At 64.1% G+C, this 26,477-nt stretch carries 25 protein-coding genes, 1 tRNA gene, 3 pseudogenes and 1 riboswitch; of the genes and pseudogenes, 15 read left to right on the forward strand and 14 right to left on the reverse strand.

From position 1 onward, the window contains the following. The coding region (locus PVW46_RS15110; protein ID WP_274576473.1) for a cold-shock protein at positions 1–174 on the forward strand (174 nt) is incomplete at its 5' end. 154 nt (positions 175–328) lie between these two features. Here the strand turns inward: PVW46_RS15110 and PVW46_RS15115 are convergent. After that, positions 329–934 (reverse strand): hypothetical protein, encoded by a 606-nt coding sequence (locus PVW46_RS15115; protein ID WP_139132228.1) that lies wholly within the window; start codon positions 932–934, stop codon positions 329–331. Between the two features lie 362 nt (positions 935–1,296). Further along, a complete protein-coding gene (gene uvrB, locus PVW46_RS15120) occupies positions 1,297–3,495 on the reverse strand; it encodes an excinuclease ABC subunit UvrB (protein ID WP_069208209.1) in 2,199 nt (732 codons plus the stop codon). 356 nt (positions 3,496–3,851) lie between these two features. On the opposite strand from uvrB, the gene PVW46_RS15125 reads away from it, so the two are divergent. The 3 genes from PVW46_RS15125 to PVW46_RS15135 all read left to right on the forward strand — a co-directional run bounded on the left by PVW46_RS15125 (position 3,852) and on the right by PVW46_RS15135 (position 6,026). After that, complete coding sequence (locus PVW46_RS15125) at positions 3,852–4,301, forward strand: hypothetical protein (protein ID WP_069208208.1); 450 nt, start codon at positions 3,852–3,854, stop codon at positions 4,299–4,301. Between the two features lie 349 nt (positions 4,302–4,650). Beyond that, positions 4,651–4,962, forward strand: coding sequence for an ETC complex I subunit (locus PVW46_RS15130; RefSeq protein WP_043141209.1), 312 nt, complete (start codon positions 4,651–4,653; stop codon positions 4,960–4,962). 146 nt (positions 4,963–5,108) lie between these two features. Further along, complete coding sequence (locus PVW46_RS15135; RefSeq protein ID WP_069208207.1) at positions 5,109–6,026, forward strand: MYG1 family protein; 918 nt, start codon at positions 5,109–5,111, stop codon at positions 6,024–6,026. Between the two features lie 27 nt (positions 6,027–6,053). Here the strand turns inward: PVW46_RS15135 and PVW46_RS15140 are convergent, their stop codons facing one another. Continuing rightward, a complete protein-coding gene (locus PVW46_RS15140; RefSeq protein ID WP_083242167.1) occupies positions 6,054–6,458 on the reverse strand; it encodes a chemotaxis protein CheW in 405 nt (134 codons plus the stop codon). Further along, positions 6,416–7,453, reverse strand: coding sequence for a chemotaxis protein CheW (locus PVW46_RS15145; RefSeq protein ID WP_274576475.1), 1,038 nt, complete (start codon positions 7,451–7,453; stop codon positions 6,416–6,418). Before PVW46_RS15145 ends, PVW46_RS15140 begins: the two co-directional genes overlap by 43 nt. Before the next feature lie 253 nt (positions 7,454–7,706). Between PVW46_RS15145 and PVW46_RS15150 the strand changes: the two genes are divergently transcribed. The 4 genes and pseudogenes from PVW46_RS15150 to PVW46_RS28775 all read left to right on the forward strand — a co-directional run. Next, positions 7,707–8,219, forward strand: a complete 513-nt coding sequence (locus tag PVW46_RS15150) for a GNAT family N-acetyltransferase (protein WP_069208204.1) — start codon at positions 7,707–7,709, stop codon at positions 8,217–8,219. Positions 8,220–8,262: 43 nt separating this feature from the next. Beyond that, positions 8,263–8,339, forward strand: a tRNA-Arg gene (locus tag PVW46_RS15155). Positions 8,340–8,610: 271 nt separating this feature from the next. After that, positions 8,611–9,251 (forward strand): annotated as a pseudogene (locus PVW46_RS15160) (IS21 family transposase); the annotation flags it as partial. A 117-nt stretch (positions 9,252–9,368) separates the two neighbouring features. Then, a pseudogene (locus tag PVW46_RS28775) lies at positions 9,369–9,478 on the forward strand (ATP-binding protein); the annotation flags it as partial. A gap of 7 nt (positions 9,479–9,485) precedes the next feature. Here the strand turns inward: PVW46_RS28775 and PVW46_RS15165 are convergent. From PVW46_RS15165 to thiD, 6 genes and pseudogenes are all read right to left on the reverse strand, one after another. Beyond that, a complete protein-coding gene (locus PVW46_RS15165; protein ID WP_069208203.1) occupies positions 9,486–10,442 on the reverse strand; it encodes a HesA/MoeB/ThiF family protein in 957 nt (318 codons plus the stop codon). Then, a complete protein-coding gene (locus PVW46_RS15170; protein ID WP_069208202.1) occupies positions 10,439–11,035 on the reverse strand; it encodes a thiamine phosphate synthase in 597 nt (198 codons plus the stop codon). Before PVW46_RS15170 ends, PVW46_RS15165 begins: the two co-directional genes overlap by 4 nt. Further along, positions 11,032–11,802, reverse strand: a complete 771-nt coding sequence (locus PVW46_RS15175; protein WP_069208201.1) for a thiazole synthase — start codon at positions 11,800–11,802, stop codon at positions 11,032–11,034. The genes PVW46_RS15170 and PVW46_RS15175 overlap by 4 nt, the downstream gene beginning before the upstream one ends. Before the next feature lie 2 nt (positions 11,803–11,804). Beyond that, entirely contained in the window at positions 11,805–11,999 is a 195-nt protein-coding gene (gene thiS, locus PVW46_RS15180; RefSeq protein WP_069208200.1) for a sulfur carrier protein ThiS, read from the reverse strand. Then, entirely contained in the window at positions 11,983–12,957 is a 975-nt protein-coding gene (locus tag PVW46_RS15185) for an FAD-dependent oxidoreductase (protein ID WP_069208266.1), read from the reverse strand. The genes thiS and PVW46_RS15185 overlap by 17 nt, the downstream gene beginning before the upstream one ends. Next, positions 12,957–13,579, reverse strand: a pseudogene (gene thiD / locus PVW46_RS15190) (bifunctional hydroxymethylpyrimidine kinase/phosphomethylpyrimidine kinase). The gene PVW46_RS15185 and the pseudogene thiD overlap by 1 nt, the downstream one beginning before the upstream one ends. A gap of 44 nt (positions 13,580–13,623) precedes the next feature. Then, positions 13,624–13,727: riboswitch (TPP riboswitch) on the reverse strand. Between the two features lie 193 nt (positions 13,728–13,920). On the opposite strand from thiD, the gene PVW46_RS15195 reads away from it, so the two are divergent. Then, positions 13,921–15,108, forward strand: a complete 1,188-nt coding sequence (locus PVW46_RS15195; RefSeq protein WP_069208199.1) for an AMP-binding protein — start codon at positions 13,921–13,923, stop codon at positions 15,106–15,108. Further along, the gene (locus tag PVW46_RS15200) at positions 15,105–16,208 is read left to right on the forward strand and encodes a thiolase family protein (protein ID WP_069208198.1); all 1,104 of its coding nucleotides are present in this window, start codon (positions 15,105–15,107) and stop codon (positions 16,206–16,208) included. The genes PVW46_RS15195 and PVW46_RS15200 overlap by 4 nt, the downstream gene beginning before the upstream one ends. Here PVW46_RS15200 and PVW46_RS15205 read toward each other — a convergent pair. The 4 genes from PVW46_RS15205 to PVW46_RS15220 are packed head-to-tail and all read right to left on the reverse strand — an operon-like array spanning position 16,201 to position 18,798. Continuing rightward, entirely contained in the window at positions 16,201–16,881 is a 681-nt protein-coding gene (locus PVW46_RS15205) for a nitroreductase (protein WP_069208197.1), read from the reverse strand. The two genes, PVW46_RS15200 and PVW46_RS15205, sit on opposite strands and share 8 nt — an antisense overlap. Beyond that, positions 16,878–17,420: a biotin transporter BioY gene (locus PVW46_RS15210; protein WP_069208196.1), complete on the reverse strand. Its 543-nt coding sequence runs from the start codon at positions 17,418–17,420 to the stop codon at positions 16,878–16,880. The genes PVW46_RS15205 and PVW46_RS15210 overlap by 4 nt, the downstream gene beginning before the upstream one ends. Before the next feature lie 9 nt (positions 17,421–17,429). Beyond that, positions 17,430–18,047 carry an energy-coupling factor transporter transmembrane component T family protein gene (locus tag PVW46_RS15215; RefSeq protein ID WP_069208195.1) on the reverse strand — a complete coding sequence of 206 codons (618 nt, stop codon included), beginning with the start codon at positions 18,045–18,047 and terminating at the stop codon, positions 17,430–17,432. Further along, positions 18,022–18,798 (reverse strand): energy-coupling factor ABC transporter ATP-binding protein, encoded by a 777-nt coding sequence (locus PVW46_RS15220; RefSeq protein WP_274576468.1) that lies wholly within the window; start codon positions 18,796–18,798, stop codon positions 18,022–18,024. Before PVW46_RS15220 ends, PVW46_RS15215 begins: the two co-directional genes overlap by 26 nt. A gap of 857 nt (positions 18,799–19,655) precedes the next feature. On the opposite strand from PVW46_RS15220, the gene PVW46_RS15225 reads away from it, so the two are divergent. From PVW46_RS15225 to PVW46_RS15240, 5 genes are all read left to right on the forward strand, one after another. Next, complete coding sequence (locus tag PVW46_RS15225) at positions 19,656–21,341, forward strand: glycine/sarcosine N-methyltransferase (RefSeq protein WP_069208193.1); 1,686 nt, start codon at positions 19,656–19,658, stop codon at positions 21,339–21,341. 75 nt (positions 21,342–21,416) lie between these two features. Further along, on the forward strand, positions 21,417–22,295 hold the full coding sequence (gene metF / locus PVW46_RS15230) for a methylenetetrahydrofolate reductase [NAD(P)H] (protein ID WP_069208192.1): 879 nt from the start codon (positions 21,417–21,419) through the stop codon (positions 22,293–22,295). A gap of 11 nt (positions 22,296–22,306) precedes the next feature. After that, positions 22,307–23,374 (forward strand): homocysteine S-methyltransferase family protein, encoded by a 1,068-nt coding sequence (locus PVW46_RS28780; RefSeq protein WP_443137043.1) that lies wholly within the window; start codon positions 22,307–22,309, stop codon positions 23,372–23,374. Beyond that, entirely contained in the window at positions 23,371–26,034 is a 2,664-nt protein-coding gene (metH, locus tag PVW46_RS15235) for a methionine synthase (RefSeq protein WP_443137044.1), read from the forward strand. The genes PVW46_RS28780 and metH overlap by 4 nt, the downstream gene beginning before the upstream one ends. Positions 26,035–26,094: 60 nt before the next feature. After that, positions 26,095–26,477, forward strand: a 383-nt coding sequence (locus PVW46_RS15240; protein ID WP_274576471.1) for an S-adenosylmethionine synthetase N-terminal domain-containing protein, incomplete at its 3' end; no start/stop codon positions are given.

Genomic DNA, 26,477 nt, shown 5'->3' on the forward strand with positions numbered 1-26,477 from the left:
ACCAAAGGCTTCGGCTTCATTCAGCCGGATGCAGGCGGCAAGGACGTGTTCGTGCACATCTCTGCAGTCGAGCGTTCGGGCCTGACCGGCCTCGCCGACAACCAGAAAGTGACCTACGACCTCGAATCCGGCCGTGACGGCCGCGAGAGCGCAGTGAACCTGGAACTCGTCTGAAGCTTATTGGCTTTGGTGTGATGTGGCGCGGTCCCGGTCGGGGCCGCGTTTTTTTGTTGGTGGTCATGAGGTCCCTGTGCGGGCTCGGGACGGGGTCTTGTGGGGGGGCAAGCGTAGGATGCGTGTTTGCGCACGTCCTACGCCTGCTCCCCCACTAACCTTCACCAGGTTGGAAAATGGCCTTCAGAGCCCAAACGAAGTTCGCAAAGAAAAAATTCGCAACGAGGGCAGCAGAACTTCCCCCAAGCAAAGGAAACACCGGCCAAAAAAGCACGCCAGACATCCCCGGTCTTCCGGGATGGAATGAATGGGGAACAAAAATGAACCCGCCATATATAAGAAAAATTATCCACACCGTACCGATACCAACCAGGACGGCGCTCATTTTTGAAACACGAACGCACACTCCCTTGGAAATAACTGTCTTCCAATATGCGATGCCCTGGAGGAGAAAAAGAATCGGGCAGATAAAAAGGCAGGAAAGAACGGTCGCCAAATACGATATTTTGGATTTTTCATCCACCAAACCAAGAAAACTCACTCTTGATTCCAGCGCAGGAAGGAGTCGCAAAACAAGATCCTCAGCCCCAGGCGTGCGAGGTATGGGAGTGACGTATAGAGAATACGAAACGGCAACTGTCACTGCCATTGCTGCCAAAAAAAAGACATCCATAAACTTCTTGTACTCCAACGTCTCACAATATGGTGCGGGTGACGCTGCAGTTAGATCTTTTTTGAATTTTTCAAAGGATTCAGACATAATGTGACCACTGCTAATTTTCGGCTCTACGTTGGACGGAACTAGAAACTGCGCTGTCTTGATGGATTGAGTTAAGGTTCGTCGCGCGCGTTGACGCTTGAATATCCCAGACCGCATGAGCCGGAAACGCAAAGCCTAAGGTGCTGCCTAGGCGCGATGTGTATTTCTCAACACCTTTCAGCAGCATGAAAGACTCTCAATGCCGACGTCAAGGTCAACATTCTTTGGAGTAGATGTTTTCGGTCGTCTCAAAATTATCAAGCGCCCTTTGGTAGGGTCTTGTTGAAGCGGAAAAAGGGAATCCTAATGTATCGAACACGTGAGCATACTCACGCTCGTCAATACGTTTCAAACCGCGCAATTTAGCGTTTCCGCCTCTTCACATTCCCCCCACGCTGCCCTGGCTTCCCAGCCGTGGACCGGCCCTTGCTCTTGACCGCCGCCTCTGACGCCTTCTCCACCGCCTGCTGACGCGCCAGCGGGTCGTCGTGGACGGCCAGATCGACCGCCTCCAGCCGCTTGATCTCGTCCCGCAGCCGCGCGGCCTCCTCGAACTCCAGGTTCTCGGCGGCCTTGCGCATGTCGGTGCGCAGACCGTCCAGCACCGCTTGAAGGTTGGCGCCCTGACGGGCCGGGTCGATGGTGGCGGTCACGCGGTTCATGTCCACGTCGCCTTGGTAGAGACCGGCCAGAATGTCCTCGACGTTCTTCTTGACCGTCGCGGGGGTGATCCCGTGTTCCTCATTGTAGGCGATCTGTTTCTCGCGGCGGCGGTTGGTCTCGGCCAGGGCGCGTTCCATGCTGCCGGTGATGCGGTCGGCGTACATGATGACGCGGCCATCGGCGTTCCGGGCTGCGCGCCCGATGGTCTGGATCAGCGAGGTTTCGGAACGCAGGAACCCCTCCTTGTCCGCATCGAGGATCGCGACCAGCCCGCATTCGGGAATGTCCAGCCCCTCGCGCAGCAGGTTGATGCCCACCAGCACGTCGAAGGCGCCAAGACGCAGGTCCCGCAGGATCTCGATCCGTTCGATCGTGTCGATGTCCGAGTGCATGTAGCGGACCTTGATGCCCTGTTCATGCATGTATTCGGTCAGGTCCTCGGCCATGCGCTTGGTCAGAGTGGTGGCCAGCGTGCGGTAGCCTGCGGCAGTGACGCGGCGCACCTCGTCGAGGAGGTCGTCCACCTGCATCTCGACCGGGCGGATCTCGACCTGCGGGTCGAGCAGGCCGGTGGGGCGGATGACCTGTTCAGTGAAGACGCCGCCGGTCTGCTCCATCTCCCATGCTGCGGGGGTGGCCGAGACAAAGACCGATTGCGGCCGCATGGCGTCCCATTCCTCGAACTTCAGCGGGCGGTTGTCCATGCAGGAGGGCAGGCGGAAACCGTGTTCGGCCAGTGTGAACTTGCGCCGGTAGTCGCCCCGGTACATGCCGCCGATCTGGGGGACGGAGACGTGGGATTCGTCGGCGAAGACGATGGCATTGTCGGGGATGAATTCGAACAGCGTGGGAGGCGGTTCGCCCGGCGCGCGGCCCGTCAGGTATCTTGAATAGTTCTCGATCCCGTTGCAGACGCCGGTCGCCTCCAGCATTTCCAGGTCGAAATTGGTGCGCTGTTCCAGCCGTTGCGCCTCCAGCAGCTTGCCTTCGCCGACAAGTTGATCCAGCCGCTGGCGCAGCTCTTTCTTGATGCCGATGATGGCTTGGTTCATCGTCGGGCGCGGCGTGACGTAGTGGCTGTTGGCGTAGATGCGGATGCGGTCGAAGGTATCCGTCTTCGTGCCTGTCAGCGGGTCGAACTCGGTGATGTTTTCCAGCTCTTCCCCGAAAAAGGACAGTTTCCAGGCCCGGTCCTCGAGGTGGGCGGGCCAGATTTCGAGGGAATCGCCCCGCACGCGGAAAGAGCCGCGCTGGAAGGCCTGGTCGTTGCGGCGGTATTGCTGGGCGACAAGGTCGGCCATGACCTTGCGCATCTCGTATTCGCGGCCCGAATGCAGGTCCTGCGTCATGGCGCCATAGGTTTCGACCGAACCGATACCGTAAATACAAGAGACCGAGGCCACGATGATCACGTCATCCCGTTCCAGAAGCGCCCGGGTGGCCGAGTGGCGCATCCGGTCGATCTGTTCGTTGATCTGCGATTCCTTCTCGATATAGGTGTCGCTGCGCGGGACGTAGGCCTCTGGCTGGTAGTAGTCGTAGTAACTGACGAAGTATTCCACCGCGTTGTCGGGGAAGAAGCCCTTGAATTCGCCGTACAATTGCGCGGCCAACGTCTTGTTCGGGGCAAGGATGATCGCGGGTCGCTGGGTTTCCTCGATGACCTTGGCCATCGTGAAGGTCTTGCCCGTGCCGGTGGCGCCCAGCAGGACCTGGTCACGCTCACCGGCATTTACGCCGCCAGAAAGCTCGGCGATCGCGGTGGGCTGGTCGCCGGCCGGGGCGAACTCGGTCTGCATGACGAACCGCTTGCCCCCTTCGAGCTTTTCTCGCTCGCGGACATCGGGGGCGGGCGCATGCAGCAGCGCGGGCATCTGTTCGGGGGAATTGTTATGCATGGGGAGGCTCCGTTCCCTGCGGAATATGTCGTGCCGGGCAGGGGGCGGCAAGGGGAGGACCGGAACAGGATCGGTGTCACGGTCCGCTTTGCCCGTGACAGGGCGGGTGCCACGATGGCGCAAACAGGCGGCGCGGGATGCGCCAAGGATGCCGATCAAAGGTGCGGCGTTTCGGAAAATCAAGCCGTTCCAGTCTCTTGCGAATCCACGTGCCGGCTGCAACAAGTCCGGCGGATGCGGGGTAAGGCGCGCCGGGTCGGAGGGAAGTTCTTTCAACCCTTGGGAGAGTTGTCTATTCTCAGATGGAAGGGCGGGCCACCTCCGAGGGGCCGGGTGCGTGAAAAAGGGAACCGGATATGGGTGGGTTGCCCGACTGCAGGACAGAGGCCACCGTCGAGGTCGCCGGGGCCGAAGGATCGGTGATCCTGATGGTCTGGCGGTTCGGCGATGGCCGGAGGCTGTTGCGCGGGCAACCGACCGGCTACATGAACCGCGACGAGGTGGCCGAGGCCATGAATTGCCTTGTCGAGGATCCGCGCTTTGGTCCAGGCTTGCCCACGCTCTGGGATTTCCGGGGGCATGATTTCTCGCATTACTCGGGATCGGAATTCCGGTCCCACGCCTTCATCATGCCCCGCTTCCCCGAGAGGTCCGGTGTGCGCCGGGGTTATCTGGTGGACAGCGAGACCGGTTTCGGAACCCTCCGGATGTTCCAAGGCACCGCCAGTGGCTATAATTTCGAGGATCAGGACAACCTGATGGTGTCCTACGATCTCGAGGAACTCGTCGACTGGCTGCTGTCCTGACGCCTGTGAGGTGCCGGGATCACGGAAATTTCAAGGGTGTCAGCGACGGCAAGGCCGCAATGGTTTCAACGTTTTGCCCCGCTGCGCCGTCCTTGCGGGCCGTTCCCGGTGCCCAATGGTCAAAGATCAGCATTGCGTTAACGGGCAGTCGAAATGTACCTTTTCGTATGGCAAGCAGAGCTTTTGGTTCGGTCGGGTCCGCACCCATCCACCCCTCGCTCCCCGCGTCCCTGTCCAGGTCATTGCCTGCTTGTCCCATCCCGGAAAAATGTGACAATGGGCGCGCTTGCAGACCTTGTGTCATCACCGCATATCACGCAGAAAGATGTCGAACGACAGGAGGTGCGCCATGCGGGCACGCATTTATCAGCCGGCCAAGACGGCCATGTCCTCGGGCCAGGCCAAGACCCGGACCTGGGTTCTTGACTTTGCGCCGGATTCTCCCCGGTCCGTCGATCCGCTGATGGGCTGGACCTCGTCCCAGGATACGCAGTCCCAGGTGCGCCTGCGCTTTGACAGCAAGGACGCGGCGGTGGCCTATGCCCGCGAACATGGCATCGACGCCCAGGTGTTCGAACCGAAGAAGCGCAAACCCAACATCCGTCCGCGTGGCTACGCCGAAAATTTCGCCGTCGACCGGCGATCTGCCTGGACCCATTGAAGCGGTTTACCAGGCGCGCGTGGGGCCGTGAAATACCGCATGCTGCGAACCTCGGGGAACGCTGGTCCGAAATGGCGATGTGACGATACAGCGGGCGGCCCGAACGGTCGCCCCTTTCGTTTCCCACCCGACCGGAGGTCGTGGAATTGAGCATCACGCATCTTGTCACCCATTCCGGCGGATTCCACGCGGATGAGCTTTTGTCCTCGGTCGTTCTGACCCGCCTCTTTCCGGCGGCCAAGCTGATCCGGTCACGTGATCCAGAATGGATCTCACCGGGGGCGGACAGGATCGTTTACGATGTGGGCCGCGCCTATGATCCGGCCAAAGGCATCTTCGACCACCACCAGAGGCCGAATCCGCTGCGCGAGGACGGCCAGCCCTATAGCTCTTTCGGGCTGATCTGGAAGCATTTCGGTCATGACTACCTACGGGCACTCGAAGTGCCGGAGGCCGATGTCGAGAGCCTCCACCGTGCGTTCGACCAGAGCTTTGTCCTACCGATCGACCTGATGGACAACGGTGCGCTGGAACCTTCGGTGGCGGGGCCGCTGGCGGGAATGACTTTGCCGGTCCTGCTGGAAACCCTGAAGCCTACCTTCGATGAGCGTGGTCCGGACCTGGATGATCGGGCCTTTCTCCGGGCACTCGATGTGGCGCGGACCTTTGTCGAGGCGGCCGTCCGAGGCAAGGCCGCCAAGCGGCGTGCCCAGGCCATCGTCCTCGCCGCCATCGAAAGCGCGGGGACTTCTCGCATCCTCGAGCTGCCGATGGGCATGCCCTTTCGCGCGGCAATCGAGAAATCCGGCGCGGATCATCTCTTGTTCGTCATCCATCCGCGCGACAATGACTGGGCGCTGACCACGATCCGAAAAAGCGGGGACACCTTCGAAAGCCGTGCCGACCTGCCCGAGGCCTGGGCCGGTCTGACCGACGCGGCTCTGGAAGCGGCTTGTGGCGTTGCGGGCGCCCGGTTCTGCCACAACGCGCGGTTCATTGCCGTGGCGTCCACGCGCGAGGCTGTCTTGTGCATGGCGGAACGCGCGGTGGCAGAGGTATCCTGAGACGCTATTCGGCCCGGGCGCGGCGGCTCAGGGCAGCGCGATCCCCGTGTCCAGCGCGGTGATTGCTATTTCCGTTTGCAGATCGAAGAGCGGGACAAAGGCGCCCGTTTCGGGGCGGCGCAGCATCTTTTCCTCTGGCGGGCCGAAGGGCTGGCAGCGCGCCACCTCTTCAAGAGCGTCGACTACGGCGCCGAACAATTGCCGCCCCTCGCGAAAGAGCAGGACGCAGGCAATGCCTTCCTCGATCCTCGTCGTCGTTCCCAGCAGGCTGGCGATGGAAAAGACCGGGATGACCTGGGCGCGATGGCTGAGCGTTCCCAGGTAGCCGTCGTGGCGCGCCTCTCCGCGCAAGAGATCGCCGGGAAGGCGCAGGATCTCGACGATGTCGGTCAGGTGACAGCCGATCTGGTTCCCCGCCGAGCGGCATAGCAGGTAGGGCGCAACAGGCCCGCCGTATCCGGGGCGGCGTCATACGGCGTGTCCGGCGTGTCGTTGACCGTAGTGCTGGCCAATTGCACGACGACCTCCTCACGCAAGAGGCGTGGGCCGTCGATGACGAGGTAATGCTTGCCAGTCTCGTCCATGTGTATTCCCGAAAACAGGTCGCTGCGTCCCGAGATGACCCGGGGCACATCAAGCAGGTCCTCTGTCCGAGGGTGCACGATGTCGAAAAAACGGTCGATCTCGAACGCGACAAGGCCGCCGCCGGGCGCGCGCAGGGCGACAGACGCCGAGCTTTCCGGACGTGAGAAGTTGCCGCCGAGACCAAAGAGTTGCAGGCTGTCGAGGATCGGTATGTCGGTCCCGTGATGGTGGATCACCCCGTCGCAGGGGCCATGCGCCAGCGGGCTGTCCTGCAGCGGAACCATCGGGATGGTCGCGTGAATGTCGCTCAGCGGAAAGGCCTGGCCAAAGTCCTGATAGCCACAGAGCAGGTAGCCCGATTGCCCGCTGGCCCCCGTCTCGTGCCGGGCACGGGAGCAATCCTGTTGAACGGCGAAGGGCAGGCTGGGCTGGTCGAACAGCAGCGGGGGATCGAGGATGCTGACAACGGCCCCGTCACGGACAAAGCTTTGCGCCCCGGCCAGCATGGGTCCATGACCGACGATGCCCATTTCCGCGCACCGGGAGCGGTCCTGTGAAATCATGCCCTGTAGCGCATTCACCACGAGGCCCAACAGCCGCTTGCGGTCGGCGTCGATCACGATGATCACCACCCGTTCCGACAATGGCACCTCTGTCGACAAGCCCAGGAGGGCGGCGCAATCGACCAGTGGCATGGTGTCTTCGCGCAGGATCATCGCCCCCAGAAGGCCGGGAAGGTTGACGGCAAGAGGGCTGATGCTGTCGGGAAAAGGTACGGCTTCGCGGATTTTCAGGGCGTCGATGGCCAGGTACCGTCCGCCGACATCGACAAGCCCGTAAATGTCCCGCTGTCGGCAGCAAGGTCGTGATCTTCGGTCAGGGCGTGGGCGGCATCAAGCGACACGGTGGCGATATCCGATCCTGTTTCGGTCAGCTTATTCGGCAAAGACCTAACGGGCGATTAAGCCTGAGAGGCCCCACCGTCTCGAAGGGCTTTCGCTTTGTGGCGCCTGCGCCTAGGCTGCGGCGAAACCGTGTTCAGGTGTCTTTTCATACCCGCCGGTCCCGATTGTCCCGACACAGCCCGAGGTTCCCTTGTCCAGTCCGACGTCCCCGAAACTCGCCGAGGTTGCCGGCCTCTCTCCGCAGGTCGAGGCGCTCCTGGTGGCGCATCATGTGCTGATGCGCGCTCAAAGCCCCGAGGAAAGCTGTCATGTGATGACGGGTGAGGCCTTGCAAGCCGAAGGTGCCAGGGTCTTTGCCTTGTCCGAGGAGGAGGAGGGAACGATCCTGGCGGTCGGCGCGCTCAAGACGGTGGCCGAAAGTGCGGCACCCATGTCCCTGGCAGGCCGCGGCCCGGTCGTGGAGCTCAAGAGCATGCATGTGGCCGCAGCCGCGCGCGGGCGCGGACTGGGTCATGTTCTGCTGTCAGGGATGCTGGACATGGCCCGTGCGGCGGGTGCCGGGGGGGCCTGCCTCGAAACCGGGACAGAGCCCGCGTTCGATGCGGCGCGCGCGCTGTACCTGTCGCAGGGCTTCGCGCCGTGCCCGCCGTTCGGCGACTATCGGCTGGACCCTTTGAGCGTTTTCATGTGCCGGGCGTTGTGAATGCTTGCCCTGCCCGGGGAAAGTCTGCAAAACCGGGCGCAGCGGTCCCTTAGCTCAACTGGATAGAGCAGCTGACTTCTAATCAGCAGGTTGAGGGTTCGAGTCCTTCAGGGATCGCCATAGAATTTGCAACCATCTGACTTTGCCTCACCTTTGGGTCAGTTTATCGCCTGGATCGGCGCGGTTTCCGTGTTTCGCCTTTGTTCCGATCCAATTAGCGCCTTCTTCATGTTCGCGGACTTGATGTCTTTGTGAGCCAGCGTGCAATTTCGCCCCCGTAGCGGGGTAATCGGCATCCAAGAATGACCCTCCCTTACACTGATGTGGATGATGCCTCCGAGGTCATCGGGTAGTTTTGTGTGGGAGGTTGGTCGTGGAGACGATAGCGAAGATGCGGCGGGCGTTTTCAGGACAAGAAGTCGATCAAGCAGATCTGCCGTGAGCTGCGGGTGTCGCGGAACACGGTGCGCAAGGTGATCCGGTCCGGTGCGACGGAGCTCACCTATGAGCGGACCATTCTGCCGTTGGCGACGATCGGGCCCTGGAAAGATTTGCTCGACGAGATGTTGGCGGTGAATGCGCGGAAGCCCAAGCGCGAGTGATTGACCCGCATCCGCATCTTCGAGGAACTCCGGGCCCGAGGATATGATGGCGGTTATGATGCGGTCCGGCGATACGCGGCCTCCTGATCCAAGGAGGAAGAGGAGGCATCTGCCGCCGCCTTTGTGCCGCTGAGCTTTGATCCGGGAGTGGCTTAACAGTTCGACTGGAGGTAAGGAGGATCAGGAAAGGCGCCAGTGGCGCGTTTCCCCGACGAACAGATCGTGGTGATCGATGGCGCGACGACCACGGTGAAGGTGGCGCACGTCCGCCTCTGCCACAGCCGGATGCTATTCGTGCGTGCCTACCCGCGTGAGACTCAGGACCCTCTCGGGACATTCTTGCGGAATGCCCTGCCGGGCAGGGGATGGTGTTTGACGCACACGACAAGGCGTTCGCCTTCTTCGGTGGAGCCTGCATCCGGGGCATCTGAGACAGCGGGAATTGTCCGCCATTTGTCCAAGGAGTTGCCGGTGCGGCACCATTGGTTCGAGCTCACCGGCGACGGACGCGAAGACCGCGGTGGATACGATCTTCGTCGGCAGCGACAGGGTCTGCAATCGCCGGATCAAGGCTGCAAAGTCCCCGCCAAGAAGAGCGTGGACAGCTTCGACTTCAAGGCGATCCCGAAACTCAACAAGATGCAGGTGCTGGTCCTCCAATGTTTCACGAGGCGGAGGCCGCGACGAGAACGATCTCGCCGGGCCATGTTAGGGAAATCTGTTCCGCCGCGCGCCAGGCCCGCAGGCCGGTGGCACAGCACAGCGCAAGGCGGGTGGCAGGGCGGGGCGGTTGTGTGATGATGTCGGCGGCGGCGCCGCGCATCGCCTGAGGGTGCAAAAGCGGGCCATCGGCACGCAGGTCGACGATGTGATCTGTGGCGCTCAGCTGCGAGGCGGCGACGAAACGAAAACCGCCCGCCGGTTCTGCCGTACCGTCAAAACGAAAACTTGATGAGCGCAGGCCAAGGCCGTCATAGGTCACCATCAGCCCAAGTGGCGAAGGCGACAGGCCCAGCAGAACGTTCAGTGCCATCTGCGCCTGTATCGCGCCAATGGCGCCGACCACGGGGCCCAGCACCCCGGCGGTTGCGCAGCTTGCACCGCTGTCGGGCGCTTCGGGAAACAGGGCCCGCAAGGAGGGCGCGTCCCCGCAGAAACCCCCGACATAGCCGCCGAACCCAAGGGCCGAGGCGCTGATCAAGGGCAGTCCGGAGGCCAGGCACAGATCGCTCAGCAGGTAGCTGACCGCGTAGCTGTCCGCGCAATCGAGCACGAGGTCGGCCTCACCGACCAATGCAGGCGCATTGGCGGGGGTCAGCCGTTGTGGCAGGGCCTCGACGGTGATGCCGGGGTTGATCGCGCGGCAGCGTTCGGCCGCCACCTGCGCCTTGGGACGGTCGCAATCGGCCTCGGTGAACAGGGTCTGCCGGTGCAGGTTGGAGAGGCTGACGACGTCGCCGTCGACGATGGTGATCCGTCCAACACCGGCCCCGGCCAGCAGCGGCAGGACGGGCGCGCCCAGCCCTCCGGCGCCGATGACAAGCACCCGGGCCGCACCAAAGCGTCGTTGGCCGACATCACCGACCTCTGGCAGGATGGTCTGGCGGGCGTAGCGGCTCATCGCGTGGCCCCGATCCACTGCCGCACCCGCGCTTCGGGATCGGCGTTCAACGTGATGTCGGTGACGGCAGAGACAATGTCCGCCCCTGCCTCGAACACGCCACTTGCGCGCTCGACCGACATGCCGCCGATGGCGACAAGCGGCGTCGCCCCGATTCGGGCCTTCCAGTCGGTGACGCGGGGCAGGCCCTGCTGATGCCACTTCATCTTTTTCAGGATCGTGGGATAGACAGGGCCAAGCGCCACGTAGTCCGGGGCCATGCCTATCACGCGCTCCAACTCGTCATCGTCATGTGTCGAAACACCCAGTTTCAGCCCGGCCTTCCGGATCGCCGCCAGGTCCGCGTTGTCCAGATCCTCCTGCCCCAGGTGCACCCAGTCACAGCCCAGCGCGATGGCCTCTTGCCAGTGGTCGTTGACGACCAGCACCGCGCCATGTTTGCGGCAGAGATCGCGCGAGACCTCGATCTGCGCGCGAACGGCGTCTCGCGGCTGGTCCTTGATACGCAGTTGCACCAACCGGACCCCCAGCGGCAGCATCCGCCGCAGCCAGTCGGAATGGTCGAAGATCGGGTAAAAACGGTCGAGGGTCATGCCAGAAAGGCCTTTCCGATCACCGGGGTCGAGGCTTCGGCCATGTCGCGGGCGTCGATCGGATCGGCGCCGTAGGCGAGGCGGCCCGCCTCGACCGCGCCCATCATCGCGCGCGCCATGAGCACGGGATCGCCCGCCCGTGCGACGGCGGTGTTCAGCAGCACCGCGTCAAAACCCAGTTCCATCGCCTGCGCGGCGTGACTGGGCAGGCCGATGCCTGCATCGACCACCAGCGGCACATCGGGAAATTCCGCGCGCATGGCGCGTAGCGCGTAGGGATTGTTCAGCCCGCGCCCTGAACCGATCGGCGCGCCCCAGGGCATCAGCACCTCGCAGCCCGCCGTCAACAGGCGTTCGGCGACGATCAGATCCTCGGTGGTGTAGGGAAAGACCTGGAAACCGTCCCCGGTGAGGATCCTCGCCGCCTCGACAAGCTGGAACACGTCGGGTTGCAGGCTGTCCGTGTGGCCAATCAGTTCCAGCTTGATCCAGCGCGTGCCAAAGACTTCGCGCGCCATATGCGCGGTGGTGACCGCCTCCTTGACCGTGTGGCAGCCCGCCGTGTTGGGCAGGACCAGCACGCCCAGATCCTCGATCATCTTCCAGAAGGTGTCACCCGCACCCCCGGCGCCCTCGCGGCGCAGCGAAACCGTCGCCACCGCCGCGCCGCTGGCCCGGAAGGCCTCTTCCAGGATGGTAGGACTGGGGTATTGCGCGGTGCCCAGCATCAGCGGGTTGGGCAATTCGGTGCCGTAAAAGCGTTTCATCGTCATCCCCCCTGCATCGGTGCGAGGATTTCGACCCGGTCGCCCTCTTGCAGTTTGCAGGCCGGGCGCTGTGCCGCGGGCACGAATGTTTCGTTCACCGCCGTCGCCACCCGCCCGGCAAGGGCGCGTTCTTTCAGCAGGTCGGCAAGTGTCCCGGCGACGACTTCGCAAGACTCGCCGTTAATCACGATCTTCATCGACAAACTCCGAATGGGTGTTGTGCAGGGCAAGATCGGCCACCCCGCGCGCCAACGCGGGCGCAAGCAGGTAGCCGTGACGATAAAGGCCATTGGCAAAGATCCTGCCGCCGAGCCGCCGGATCCGGGGCAGGTTGTCCGGAAAGGCCGGGCGCAAATCGACGCCGGTTTCGAGCACCTCGGCCTCGCCGAAGGCGGGGTTCAGCGCGTAGGCCGCGCTGAGCAGTTCCAGCATCGAGCGGACCGTGATCCGGCGCCGGTCCTCGCTCTCGATCATCGTGGCGCCCAGCATGTAGACGCCATCGCCGCGCGGCACGATATACAGCGGGATGCGCGGATGCAGCAGACGGATCGGGCGCGTGAGCGTCACCTCGGGGCAGCGGATCACCAGCATCTCGCCCCTGACGCCACGCAGGTCGGGCAGAGCGTCGCGCGCGGCGAGGCCCCGGCAATCAATCACGTTGTCCAGCGCCGCCGGCGCCTTGTCCTGAACGAACCTGACCTTCTGCCCTTTCAGGCTGGTGTAAAGATCACTCAACGCCCGGCGCGGATCCAGATGCGCCTCGCCTTCAAAGAATAGCCCCTGCGCAACGCCGGGCAGGTCCGGTTCCAGTTCCGCGAAGTCGGTCCCGACCTCTCGGAACCCTTCGGTGCGTCGGGCAAAGCGGCGCAGGTCGGGCAAGTCACGCCGCCCCGCCACGACCAGCGTGCCGCGTTGCTGGACAGTGGTGCGTTGTTGCCACCAGACAATCGCCTGTTGGCCCAGCCTCAGCACTGGCTCTTCGGCGTTTTCATATTCGCACCAGGGCGCCAACATGCCCCCCGCCCACCAGGAACAGTGGTGCGGACCGGGCGGCCCGGCAGGATCAAAGACCTGCACATCGGCACCGCGCGCGGCCAGTTCGCTGGCAACGGAAAGCCCCGCCACACCGGCGCCGATGACCGAGAACACCGGCATCATTCCCAGACCGCGTGAAAATGGTGCAGTGAGCCATGCCCGGAGCCGACCTGCAGCCCGTCCGCTGCCGCAATCGCCTGTTGCACGAAGCTGTGCGCCGTTTCGGTCGCCAGTTCGAGCGGCAGCCCAAGCGCAAGCCCGGCGGCAATGGCCGACGAAAGCGTGCAGCCGGTGCCGTAGGTGTTGCGCGTCCTGTGGCGGGGTTCGGTGGATGTCGTCAGCATCGATCGCGTCCCCATGCCGCAGAGCGCCATGCCCTGTTCTCTCATGTCCTCGCGCGTGCGCGCCACCGGGCCGTCCAGCAGCGCCGCCGCCTCGGGCAGGCCAGGGGTGAGGGCGGTGGCGTGCGGCATCAAGTTCTGCCGCAATGCGCCCACCGCATCGGGCGCCAACTGGGCATCGCCCGGATGTCCAGATCCGACAGCACCGCCTCGATCTGCGCCTCGATCACGTCGAGCGGTATTGAATGAACCGCGGTGACGGCACGGGTGTTCTGGGCGGTGACCGCGGTGATGACACTGGCGCCGTAGACGCCAAGCGCCGACATGGACTTGAGATCGGCCTGTATGCCCGCGCCTCCGCCACTGTCGGATCCGGCGATGGTCAATGCGATATGCGCCAACGGCTGCTCCTTCAGACAAAAGGGCACCGCGCATGGAAAACGTCTGTGGACTGTAGACCGTTCCCTACGCCGGTATTGCCCGGATCAGGTTCGATGGGTTAGCGCGTTCACGCCTCTCAGCCTCTTGGAGGCACCCCAACGGTTGGACTTTGGGTAACAACCCCGCCACGCCAAGTCAAACACGGGAAGAGTCCGGCGTGCCCTGTTCGCGTCTGACGAAAACGCGGGGTGTTATCTGCCTGTTTCGTCGAGGGCCGTGGTGGGCTACCACTCCATGACCTTGACGAGGATGTTCCATGACGGAAATAGGCCACGGCACTGCTGCGACCGGGTCCGGAACCATGAGCACTGCGCTGTTTCGCTGGCCACCGGAGGCCCGTTTGCATGTGCATGGGCAGCAGGTCGGAGAGGGCGAGGGTTCGGACAGGGCCGGGGCGCAGGATCTTGTTGCCCTGCGCGCAGCCATCCGCACCGGGCGCGCGTTTTCTGTCGGACCAGGCGGGGTCAGCCGCCTTTCCAAAGAACGCGCGGGGTATTTCCACAGCCGCTCTGGCGGAACGACCGGAGCGGCGAAGACCATCCGGCGTAGCCATGCCTCCTGGATTGCCAGTTTCGAGGTCAACCGCAACCACCTGAGCCTTGGCAGCGAGGATCGCTACGCCGTCCTGGGGGTCCCGGCCCATTCCCTTGCGCTCTATGCCCTGGTCGAAGGGGCGCATCTTGGCGCCGACCTGCATTCCTTCGCTGGTCTGAGGCCGCGCCAACAGGCGCAGGGCGTGAAGGCGGCACAGGCGACAATCCTCTACGCCACGCCAACCCAGTTGCGCCTTCTGTGCGAAACAGGGGCCGTGCTGCCGAGCCTGCGCCAAGTGCTTTGTGGTGGCGGGCGGCTGACGCCCGAATTGCGGCTTCGGATCGCCGCATTGTGTCCCAAGGCAGTCCTGCGTGAGTTCTATGGCGCCGCCGAGACCAGTTTCATCGCTTGGGGCGATGGCAGTGGCCCGGAGGGCAGCGTTGGCCGCGCCTACCCGGGTGTCGAGATAAGGATCGACGCCAAGGAGGGGGCCATAGGCGAGATCTGGGTGCGCAGCCCTTACCTTTTTGATGGCTATGCCGAAGGTGACAGTGCAGAAACACGCGAAAGGGATGGTTTCGTCACGGTCGGTGAATTGGGGCAGCTCGACAAGGAGGGCCACCTGACCGTTGCCGGGCGCCGCAACCGGATGGTCACCATCGCCGACCAGAACGTCTTTCCCGAGGATATCGAGGCCTTTCTGCTAAGCGATCCGGCGGTGACACAATGTGCAGTGGTTCCCCGGTCTGACCCACGCCGCGGCACGCATCTTGTCGCGGTCATCGACGGGCCGGTAGAGGCAGGGCTTTGCGATGCGCTGTTGGCCCGGTGTCGTGCGGTCTTCGGTCCACTCGCCGCACCCCGTCGTGTGCAGGCGATTGCCGATTTCCCTCTGACGCTTTCCGGCAAGCCTGACCTTGCGAGGATCGCCCAGGCGCTGGAGCGTCAGGCATGAGCGGTGTCCGTATCGTCTCTGCCCTGCGCACTCCGGTGGCGCCGCGCGGCGGGGCGCTGTCAGGGCTTCAGCTCCACGAACTGGGCGCGCCGGTGTTGCGCCGGGTGATCGAGGCGGCGGGGCTGGAGGCATGTCAGGTCGATGAAGTGATCTTGGGCAACGCGCTCGGGGCCGGGGGTAACCCGGCCCGCATGGTGGCGCTGGCCGCGGGCCTGCCGGACCAGGTGGCGGGGCTGACGCTGGACCGGCAATGTTGCGGCGGGCTTGACGCGCTGGTGATTGGCGCCGCGCTGATCGCCTCGGGGCAGGCGGAGGTCGTGGCGGCGGGCGGCGTGGAATCCTATTCCAGACGGCCCCTGCGCCTGCGGACCGACCCGGAGGGCGGTCCGCCTATGGCCTATGACCGTCCTCCCTTCACGCCCTGGCCAGAGCGCGATCCGGAGATGGACGATGCCGCCGAGGCGCTGTCTGCCGAACTGGGCATTTCCCGCGCGGCGCAGGATGCCTGGGCTATCGACAGCCACCGCAAGGCCTTGGCCGCCGACATGACGCCTGAGGTCGTCCCTCTTGGCGGGTTGCACACGGATGCCTTCACACGCGCCCTGACGCCCCGGTTGGCCGCCCGTGCTCCGCGCCTGTGCGGAACGATCACAGCCGCCAATGCCGCCGTGGCGGCGGATGGCGCGGCATTCTGCCTGCTGGTGTCCGAGAGGGTCGCCGCCGAGTTACCCGATACCGGGTTTGCCTATCGCGGGGGCGTGACGCTGGGCGGGCGCGTGGACCGTCCCGGCCTTGCCCCGGTTGCGGCGATCCGCAAGGTTCTGGAGCGGGCAGACATGGACGCCGGGGCGCTCTCGGTTGCCGAAGTGATGGAGGCCTACGCCGTGCAGGCCATCGCCTGCGTCAATGGCGCCGGGCTGGACCCGAGCAACGTGAACCCCGGCGGTGGCGGGCTGGCGCGCGGGCATCCGGTGGGGGCCTCGGGCGCGATCAATGCGGTGCGGCTTTTCCATGAACTCCGGCAGCGGGGCGGCACCGGGCTGGCCACAATCGCGGCAGCGGGCGGCCTGGGCACGGCGGTCCTGATGTCGGTCAGCTGAAACCGCGCAGCGTCGCAAAGACAGACAGCGCGTCACGCTCTGTCCGCACGCCGTTTACCGGCGCCTCCGGGTCCGCGCGTCCCAGCGCCATGCCGCAAACGACCATCTCCTCCTCGCCCAGGCCAAGCTGGGCATGGGCGATATCCGCATGATTGGCCAAGGCCCCGATGCCGCAAGTGGCATAGCCCAGGTCAGAGGCCGCGATCATCAGTGCCATCATGGACATGCCAAGGTCCATGAAACAGCCCTTGCCCATGTCCGGACGGATGGTCACGACAATCCCGACAGGGGCGGAAAAGAAGCGGTAGTTTTCGTTGAACTGCGCCTTGCGCGCGGCGATGTCCCGCCGTCCGATCCCCAGCGCGGAATAGAGCGCATAACCCGCCGCCCGTTGTTTCGCCTTGAGGTCTGGCGGCATCGGTTGCGGAAAGTAGGAATATTCGGCCACCGGCGGGCGACCGCTTTCCGCGGCCGCCACCAGCGCCTGCGAGAGATCCGCAAGCGGTCCGCCGGTCAGTGCATGAAACCGGCCTGGCTGCAGGTTGGCCCCGCTGGGGGCGGTCCGGGCGACGGTCAGGATGCGCTCGACATCCTGACGCGGCACCGGGTCGGGCAGGAAGCCCCGGACCGAGCGCCGCCCCGACAGCAGGTGCTGCCCCCCTGCGCCTGTCATCCGCGAGACAGCACGCTCGACGGGCGCGACTTGGCCAGACCGGCGGTGATCAACCCGGCCAGGATTGCCTTGATGACGTCACCCGGAATGAAGGCGGTGACCAGCAGCGCCGATTGCGGGATCGACTTGTCGAGCATCACGGACATGCCGACCACACCGAATGCGTACAGGACGAAGACACCGCCCACGATCGACGCCACGGCGGCGACCGCCGCAAGACTGGCGCGCCAACGCTCGACGATCAGGCCGGTAACGAAGGCGGCCACGGGAAAGCCGATCAGAAAGCCGACCGAGGGCGTCGCAAAGGCGCCGAGGCCCCCGCGTCCACCGGCCAGCAGCGGCAGACCAAGCGCCACCAGTGCCAGTAACAGCAGGACCGCCAGCGCGCCGCGGCGGGCCCCCAACACGGTGCCGCAAAGCATCACGCCCATGCTTTGGGCTGTGATCGGCACGCCGAAGGCCAGCGTGAATTTCGGGACCATGCCCAATGCAGCGATCAGCGCGGCAAAAAGGGCGATCAGGGCAAGATTGCGTTCCATTTGGTTTCCTTAGTCCGTGGGTTGCGTGGTTTCGAGGCCGCCGCGGGCGCGCAGCGCCTCGGCGACATGTTCGGCATCATCCAGCGCCGTTGCCGCCAACGGCATGACGATCTGCCATCCGGTGCGCCGGGCCGAGCGGGCGCGCCAGGCTTCGGCCAGCAGCCCTCCCTTGCGCGCGATCGACGGGGTAAAGCGCACGACCAGCGCCACCGAGAGTTCCAGCGCACGGGTCGACAGGCCAAGACGCCGGAACGGGCTCAGCAGCAATGCCGCGACCGCCACCATGTCGCTGAGCCGCGTCGTCATCGTGACGAAATTCGCCAGAGCCAGGGCCGAAAGCAGGCGCAGGGCCACCGCCATTCCTGCCTCGATCTGGCCGGTCACACCGTGCCAGACCGCGATGAGCAACAGGAAGGGAAGCAGGATTTTCAGCGCACGCGCCGCCGCGCGGGCAAAGGTCAGCCCGCCGGTCAGCACCAGACCGGCCACCCCGGCCAGCGCCAACGCCAGGGCCACGGGAGATTGTAGCGCGAACAGTCCCGCGGTTGCCAGCGACAGGGCCGCCAGTTTCACCCCTGCGGGAACGCGGTGGGCCCAGGTTTCAACCGGAGAGGTCAGAGAGATCATCCTGCTCCCCCCAGTTGCGCATCTGGCCTTCGAATTCGGCCAACACGCCAGCAGCCTCGCCGTCCTCACGGATCCGGCCGCGATCCACCCAGATCACGCGTTCAAAGTGCCGAACACTGTCGGGATCATGGGTGATCTGGATCACGCTGGCCTCGACCTCGTCGACAAATCGCATGAGTTGCAGACGTGTTGGAATGTCGAGACCGGAATAGGGTTCGTCCAACACGATCACGGCGGGGCGCATCGCAAGGACCGCCATCAGGCAGACAAGCTGTTTCTGCCCCTGTGACAGGGCATGGGTTGCCGCGCCCGCCCAGTGGGACTTGCCGAACCGTTGCAGGATTTCGCGGGTCTCCTGCGCGGCCGCGTCGCGCTTGCGCCCCATTTGCACCAGGCCAAAGGAAATTTCCTCCTCGACGGTGGGAAATATGATCTGGTGGTCGGGGTTCTGGAACAGGATTCCGACGGTGCGCAGCGCCGCCTTGCGGTCTTTCGCCATGTCGGTGCCGTCGATTTCCGCGGTGCCGCCATCGGGCGCCAGCAGCCCGGCGATCACACGCGCCAGCGTGGTCTTGCCAGAGCCGTTGCGCCCGACAATTCCGATGCGGCGCTCTCTGATGTCAAAGGAGATGTCGTGCAGGATCGCCGGTCCGCCGAGGCGTACCGAAACGCCCCGAAGAACGAGTGCCGGTGGTTTCCCCGTCCCAGCGGAGCCCGTAGTTATCCGAGACGCCAATTGAATCGTTTTCATTTCTCTGATTGTCGCGCCAGCCCTCTTACAGGGTTTCCACACGGCGTCCAACCAGAACCTTGGGGCTGGCAGGTGTTTGCCAAAGTGTCCGCCCGGTGACTTGCGCCTTGCCAGTTGGGTCGAAGGCTTTGACGATTCGCTATTTGCCGGTCACGGCGTGAACGCCAATCGGGACAGGGTGCGACATGGGCGAACCGATTTCCTCGGGCCGTCTTCGGCATTGCCAGGAAGAACGGGAGATCGCCCGACGGAATCAACGAACGAAGATCCGCATGGCCGCCCGCAGAAAGCTGCGGGGCCCGTTCCGAGCGGTTCGCTTGCAGGTCTTCGATGGGTATTCTGCGCTGCGGCGCACGGTTCGCCGTGTCGAAGGAGGTCCGATCTCGACTGAATTGCGTGCTTTTCATCAAAGGTGTCGGCCAGGCGGTTCCGGTGCCACTGTTCCGACGATCAAGGTCAAACCTCCCAACTACCACATACTTATGGATGCCTTGTCGGCGAGTCATGCTGCAGGTGCGAGGCCGGAAGAACCTGCTTTTCTCAAATTATATCAGGGCATTAGAAAAAATGTCGCAATTGGGGGTTGAATGGTCGCAATTTGTCCGTGACGTTCACGGTGCAATTCGGGCAGCACTCTGACGCCTTGCGTCGGGCCGAGCCAACTACCTGCTCGGCGCCGACCCGCGCAGAACCTGCACCTGACCACATTGCCTCCCGCGGCGCGATCAAGCTGGCCGGGGCGAATACCGATGAAGGCAAAGAAATCAGTGCAGCCTTTCGAGGCTTGCGCAGGGATATTGCGCGACCGGTGGGCATGCGTCTCGCCGGTGCCGTGACAGTTTGGAACGGAGACAGACATGAGCGATACGATGGCCGAAAACGCTGAACTGACCATGACGGACCAGGTCTACAGCGACGATCCGCTGGCCGATCGCGAGACCGACCATTACCGCAAGGAATACGTCAGGACCTTTGTCGACAAGTGGGACGAGTTGATCGACTGGGCTGGCCGTGCCGAGAGCGAGGGGCAGTTCTTCATCGACATCCTGCGGGCGCGCGGCAAGGAAACCGTGCTCGATGTCGCCTGTGGCACCGGCTTTCATTCGGTCAGGCTGACCGAAGCAGGCTTTGACGTGACTGCCTCTGATGGGGCGGCCTCGATGGTGGCCAAGGCCTTCGAAAACGGACGCAGCCGCGGGCTGATCCTCAAAACCGCGCAGGCCGACTGGCGCTGGCTCAACCGTGACATCAACGGCAAGTACGACGCGATCGTCTGCTTGGGCAATTCCTTCACGCACCTGCACAAGGAATCCGAGCGCCGCCGTGCTCTGGCCGAATTCTACGCCGCGCTAAAACATGACGGGCTTCTCATCCTCGACCAGCGCAACTATGACGCCATGCTTGACCGGGGCTATACGACCAAGCACAAGTACTACTACTGCGGCGATCAGGTGACGGCCGAACCCGACCACGTGGACGAGGGCCTGTGCCGAATGCGCTATTCCTTCCCCGACGGGTCGGAATACACGCTCAACATGTGTCCCATCCGCAAGAACTACATGCGCCGTCTTCTGTCGGAGGCCGGGTTCGAGCGGGTGCGCACCTATGGCGATTTCCAGGAAACCTATGCCGAGGACGATCCGGATTTCTTCATCCACGTGGCCGAGAAATCGGCGATGCACCTGGTGCGCTGGGGCACCGGCACGGATGACGGCAAGCAAGACATCCGCGACATCACCGAGAACTACTACGACAGCGATGACGCGGACACGTTCTATTCCACGATTTGGGGGGGAGAGGACCTGCATATCGGCCGCTATGCCGCAACGCCCGACATCCGCACCGCTTCGGACCGCACCATCGAGTCGATGATCGACCGGCTGCCACCGCTAGATGCCTCGGCCCGGGTTCTCGACATGGGCGCGGGCTATGGCGGTGCCATGCGCACGCTTGTCCGCAAGACCGGCTGCGAGGCGGTCTGCCTGAACCTGTCCGAGACGCAGAACGAATACAACCTGGGCAAGATCCGGGCCGCCAAGCTGTCCGACAAGATCTCGGTCCGCCACGGCGTCTTCGAGGACGTGCCGGAGGGGGATGCCAGCTGCGACGTGGCCTGGAGCCAGGATGCCTTCCTGCATTCCGATCAGCGCGCCAAGGTCCTGGCCGAGGCTTGGCGCGTGCTCAAGCCGGGCGGGCACCTGATCTTCACCGATCCGATGCAAGCTGACGATGCCGACCCCGCAGTGTTGCAGCCCGTTTACGACCGTCTGCAACTCAACGACCTGGGATCGCCTCGGTTCTACCGCGAGGCGGCAGAGGCACTCGGCTTCGAGACCGTGGAACAGGAGGAGGCCGTCAGCGATCTGCGGACGCATTATTTCCGTGTTCGCGAGGAACTGTTGGCCAACTACGAGAAACTGCGCGAGGCCGGGGCCTCGGCAGAGTATCTCGACAAGATGGCCGTTGGATTGGAGAACTGGGTGAAGGCCGCCGATGATGGTCACCTCGCCTGGGGCATCCAGCACTTCCGCAAGCCGGCGTGATGTGATGTGCCGGGGTGCCGCCACGCGCCCCGGCCTCTGCTTCACCAATTCGCCCCCATCATTGGAGAGTTCTGCATGACCGGGACCTATCCCGATCCCACCGCCTGTGTGTCCTTCGAGCTTTTCCCGCCAAAGACCGATGCCGGTGAAACGGCGCTGGCGCGCGCCGTCGATCAAATGGCCAACGCCGATCCAGCCTATTTCTCGGTGACCTACGGCGCGGGCGGCAGCACCCGCGACCGCACCGCCCGCGTGGTCGATATGGTCGGGGACCGAACCGGGCGCCCAGTGGTCCATCACCTGACATGCGTGGGGGCCAGCCGTGACGAGGTCGACCGGCTGGCCCGGGGGCTGCACGACAAGGGCATCACGCGTATCGTGGCTCTGCGCGGTGATCTGCCCGAGGGGCAGAGCCTTGCCCCGGACGGCTACTGCGACGCGGCAGAACTGGTGGCGGGGCTGCGCCGGGTGGCGGATTTCGACATCTCGGTCGCGGCCTACCCGGAAGTCCACCCCGAAGCCGCAAGCGCCGCCGCCGATCTGGATCACCTCAAGCGCAAGCTGGATGCGGGCGCGGCCCGGGCGATCACGCAGTACACCTTTGACACCGAGGTCATCTTGCGGTTCGTCGACCGGGCCCGCGCTGCGGGCATCACCGCGCCGATTGTGCCGGGAATCATGCCGGTGGCGAATTTCGCGGGACTCAAACGGTTCTCGGCCATGTGCGGCGCCTCGGTACCGGACTGGCTGGCTCAGATGTTCGACGGGTTGGACGATGACCCGGCAACCCGCGCCATGATCGCGACCAGTGTTGCCACGGAACAATGCCGCCTGCTGATGGAGGCGGGGATTACCGAATTCCATTTCTACACGCTGAACCGACCGGAAATCAGCCTGGCGGTCTGTCGCGCGCTGGGACTGACCACCGGACCCGCGGCCGAGAGCGCCGCCTGAGGAGAGACCAGATGACCGAGACCGATATCACGGCTCATGCGGCCCGACGCATCCTTGTGCTGGACGGGGCAATGGGCACCATGATCCAGCAGCACAAACCCGGCGAGGACGTCTATCGCGGCACGCGCTTTGCCGACTGGACAAGCGACGTGGGCGGCAACAGCGAATTGCTAAGCCTGACCCAGCCCGAGATGATCCGCGACATTCACACCGCCTTTCTCGAGGCGGGCGCGGACATCCTCTGCACCAACACCTTCGGCGCCAATGCGATCAGCCAGGCCGATTACGGCATGGAAGGCCTTGTCACCGAGATGAACGCCGAAAGCGTGCGGCTTGCCCGCGAGGCGGCCGAGGCCATGTCGTCGCCGGATCGCCCGCGCTGGGTTGCCGGGGGCATCGGCCCGACCAACCAGACCGCCAGCCTCAGCCCGGATGTGAACGATCCGGGCTATCGCGCCGTCACCTTCGACGATCTGGCAAAGGCCTATGTCGAGGCCGCGCGCGCCCTGGTCAAGGCGGGGGTCGATGTGCTGCTGGTCGAGACGATTTTCGACACGCTCAACGCCAAGGCCGCGCTCTTTGCCATCGACTGCCTCAAGGACGAAGGGCTGGACGTGCCGCCGCTGATGATCTCTGGCACCATCACCGACCGCTCCGGGCGCACACTGACGGGACAGACGCCCGAGGCCTTTTGGGTCTCCATGAGCCATGCGCGCCCCTTCTCGGTGGGGCTGAACTGTGCCCTCGGCGCGGGCGAGATGCGTCAGCATGTGCGTACGCTGTCGGACGTCGCGGACACTCGCATCAGCGCCTATCCCAACGCGGGCCTGCCCAACGAGATGGGCGGCTATGACGAAACCCCCGAGGAAACCGCCGCCCATCTGGGCGAATGGGCCGATGCGGGGCTGGTGAACATCGTCGGCGGCTGCTGCGGCACGACGCCCGACCATATCCGCGCCATTGCCGATGCCGTCGCGGGCAAGTCGCCGCGGGCGGTCCCTGCAACGGTGCGGCGGATGCGTCTGTCGGGGCTGGAGATGTTCGAGGCCCCCGGTACCAGCACGGAGGATGCAGCATGAGCGGTGTTGCCAATTTCATCAATATCGGTGAGCGCACGAACGTCACAGGCTCGGCCAAATTCAAGAAGCTGATCATGGAGGGTGACTTTGCCACTGCGCTCGATGTGGCGCGCAGCCAGGTCGAGAACGGCGCCCAGATCATTGATGTGAACATGGACGAGGGCCTGCTCGACTCGGAAAAGGCTATGGTCACCTTCCTCAACCTGATCGCTTCGGAGCCCGATATCAGCCGGGTGCCGGTGATGCTCGACAGTTCCAAGTTCGAGGTGATCGAGGCGGGTTTGAAATGTGTGCAGGGCCGCGCGGTGGTCAACTCCATCTCGCTCAAGGAGGGCGAAGCGGCCTTCCTGGAACAGGCCCGCACCATCCGTCGTTACGGCGCCGCCGTGGTGGTCATGGCCTTCGACGAGAACGGCCAGGCCGAGACCGCGCAGCACAAGTACGAGATCTGCCGCCGGTCCTACGACCTGCTGGTCGAGAAGGCGGACTTCCAGCCCTGGGACATCATCTTTGACCCCAACATCTTTGCCGTCGCGACGGGCATCGAGGAACACAACGATTACGCCAACGCGTTTTTCGAGGCGATCAAGCTGATCAAGGCGGATATGCCGGACACCCATGTCTCGGGCGGGCTGTCGAACGTGTCGTTCAGCTTTCGCGGCAACAATGCCGTGCGCGAGGCCATGCACTCGGCCTTCCTGTACCACGCGATCCCGCTGGGCATGAACATGGCCATCGTCAACGCGGGCCAGATCACCGTCTACGACGATATTCCCGAGGAACTGCGCGAACGCGTCGAGGACGTGCTGTTCAACCGCCGCGACGACGCGACCGAGCGCCTGCTGGACATTGCCGACAAGTACAAGGGCACCGGCGAGGCGTCGAAAAAGGAAGACCCTAAATGGCGCGAGGCCCCGGTCGAAAAACGGCTGGAACACGCGCTCGTCCACGGGATCACCGATTTCGTGGTCGAGGACACCGAGGAATGCCGCCTGCGCGCCGAGAAGCCGCTGCATGTGATCGAAGGCCCGTTAATGGACGGCATGAATGTGGTCGGCGACCTGTTCGGCGCCGGCAAGATGTTCCTGCCGCAGGTGGTTAAATCCGCCCGCGTCATGAAAACCGCCGTCGCCCATCTGCTGCCCTTCATGGAAGAGGAAAAGCGCCAGCAGGGCGACACTTCGGCCAAGGGCAAGGTGCTGATGGCCACAGTGAAGGGCGACGTTCACGACATCGGCAAGAACATCGTCGGCGTTGTCTTGCAATGCAACAACTACGACGTGGTGGACATGGGCGTGATGGTCCCGACCGAGGACATCATCGCAAAGGCCAAGGAGGAAAAGGCCGATATCATCGGCCTGTCCGGCCTCATCACCCCGTCGCTCGACCGCATGGTCGAGGTGGCGGCAGAGATGAAGCGGCAGGGGCTGGACCTGCCACTGTTGATCGGGGGCGCGACCACCTCCAAGAAGCACACCGCGCTCAAGATCGCGCCGGAATATGAACATGGTGTGATCCATGTCGACGATGCCTCCAAGGCCGTGGGCGTGGTGTCCAAGTTGCTGTCGAAAACGGCCCGGCCGGTCTACCTGTCCGAGATCGCCGCGGAGCAGGAACAAATGCGTGCGGGCGATAGCCGTGGCGGCGACCGGCCCACCTCCCCGCTGATGCAGGCGCGGGCGAATGCCTTTGACGGCGGCTGGGACAGCTACACGCCCCCCGCGCCGCAGACGCCCGGCCTGACGGTGATCGACGATACGGAGGTTGCCGCCCTGCGTGACTTCATCGACTGGACGCCATTCTTTGCCACCTGGGAAATGCGGGGCAACTTCCCTGCCATCCTCGACGACCCCGACCGGGGCGAGACGGCGCGCGAACTGTACGACAACGCGCAAAAGATGCTGGACCGGATCGAGAGCGAAGGTTGGTTCAACCCGCGTGGCGTGGTCGGTCTCTGGCCCGCCAACAGCCGGGGGGACGATATCCTGGTCTGGACGGACGAGACGCGCGGCAAGCTGCGCGCGCGGATGCCGCAGCTGCGCCAGCAGCGCAACAAGACCCGCGACACCGCGCAAATGTGCTTGGCCGATTTCGTCGCCCCCGAGGGCACGGCGGACTGGGTCGGCGGGTTCGCCGTCACCACCGGACCGGAGGTGCATCATATCGCCGACCGGCTGAAAGCCGAGGGCAACGATTACGACTCGATCATGGTGCAGGCCCTGGGCGACCGGCTGGCCGAGGCCTTTGCCGAGGCGTTGCACGCCCGCGTGCGCCGCAGCCTCTGGGGCTATGCTCCGGGCGAGGAACTCGACAACACGGGGCTGATCCGCGAGCAGTATCGCGGCATCCGCCCGGCGCCCGGCTATCCCGCCTGTCCCGACCACACCGAGAAGCGCACGCTTTTCGACCTGCTGGATGCGCCTGCGCATACCGGTCTCGAACTGACGGACTCCTGCGCGATGTGGCCCGCCTCCGCGGTTTCGGGCTTCTACTTCTCGCACCCCGAGGCGCGCTATTTCGGGATCGGCCGGATCGGACCCGATCAGGTCTCGGATTATGCCGCGCGCAAGGGAATGGAGATCGCCGAGGTCGAATCCTGGCTGGCCCCCAGCCTGGCTTATCGGCCCGACAAGTCATCGGCGGATCGCAAGATCGCCTGACCCCCGCAAGACCACTTGCCAATACCGACCCAATCCCACCGTAGTGGAGAAAGGAACGAGATGAGCGACAAGACTTGGCTGTTTACCAGTGAATCGGTGTCCGAAGGGCATCCAGACAAGGTGTGCGACCGGATTTCGGATGCCATCCTGGATGCCTACCTGGCCGCCGATCCGCAGTCCCGCGTGGCCTGCGAGACGCTGGCAACCACCGATCACGTGACCATCGCCGGCGAAGTGCGCGGACCGGAAGCCGTGCTCAAGGATGTCGAGCAGATTGCCCGCGATGCAATCCGCGACATCGGCTACGACCAGACCGGATTTTCCTGGCGCAATGCCGAGATCGTCTGCCGCCTGCACGCCCAGTCCGCCGACATTGCGCAGGGCGTCGACGAGGGCGAGAAGGGCGAGGAAGGTGCCGGCGACCAGGGCATCATGTTCGGCTA

The sequence above is a fragment of the Mameliella sp. AT18 genome, assembly GCF_028807275.1.
GTDB lineage: Bacteria > Pseudomonadota > Alphaproteobacteria > Rhodobacterales > Rhodobacteraceae > Antarctobacter > Antarctobacter albus.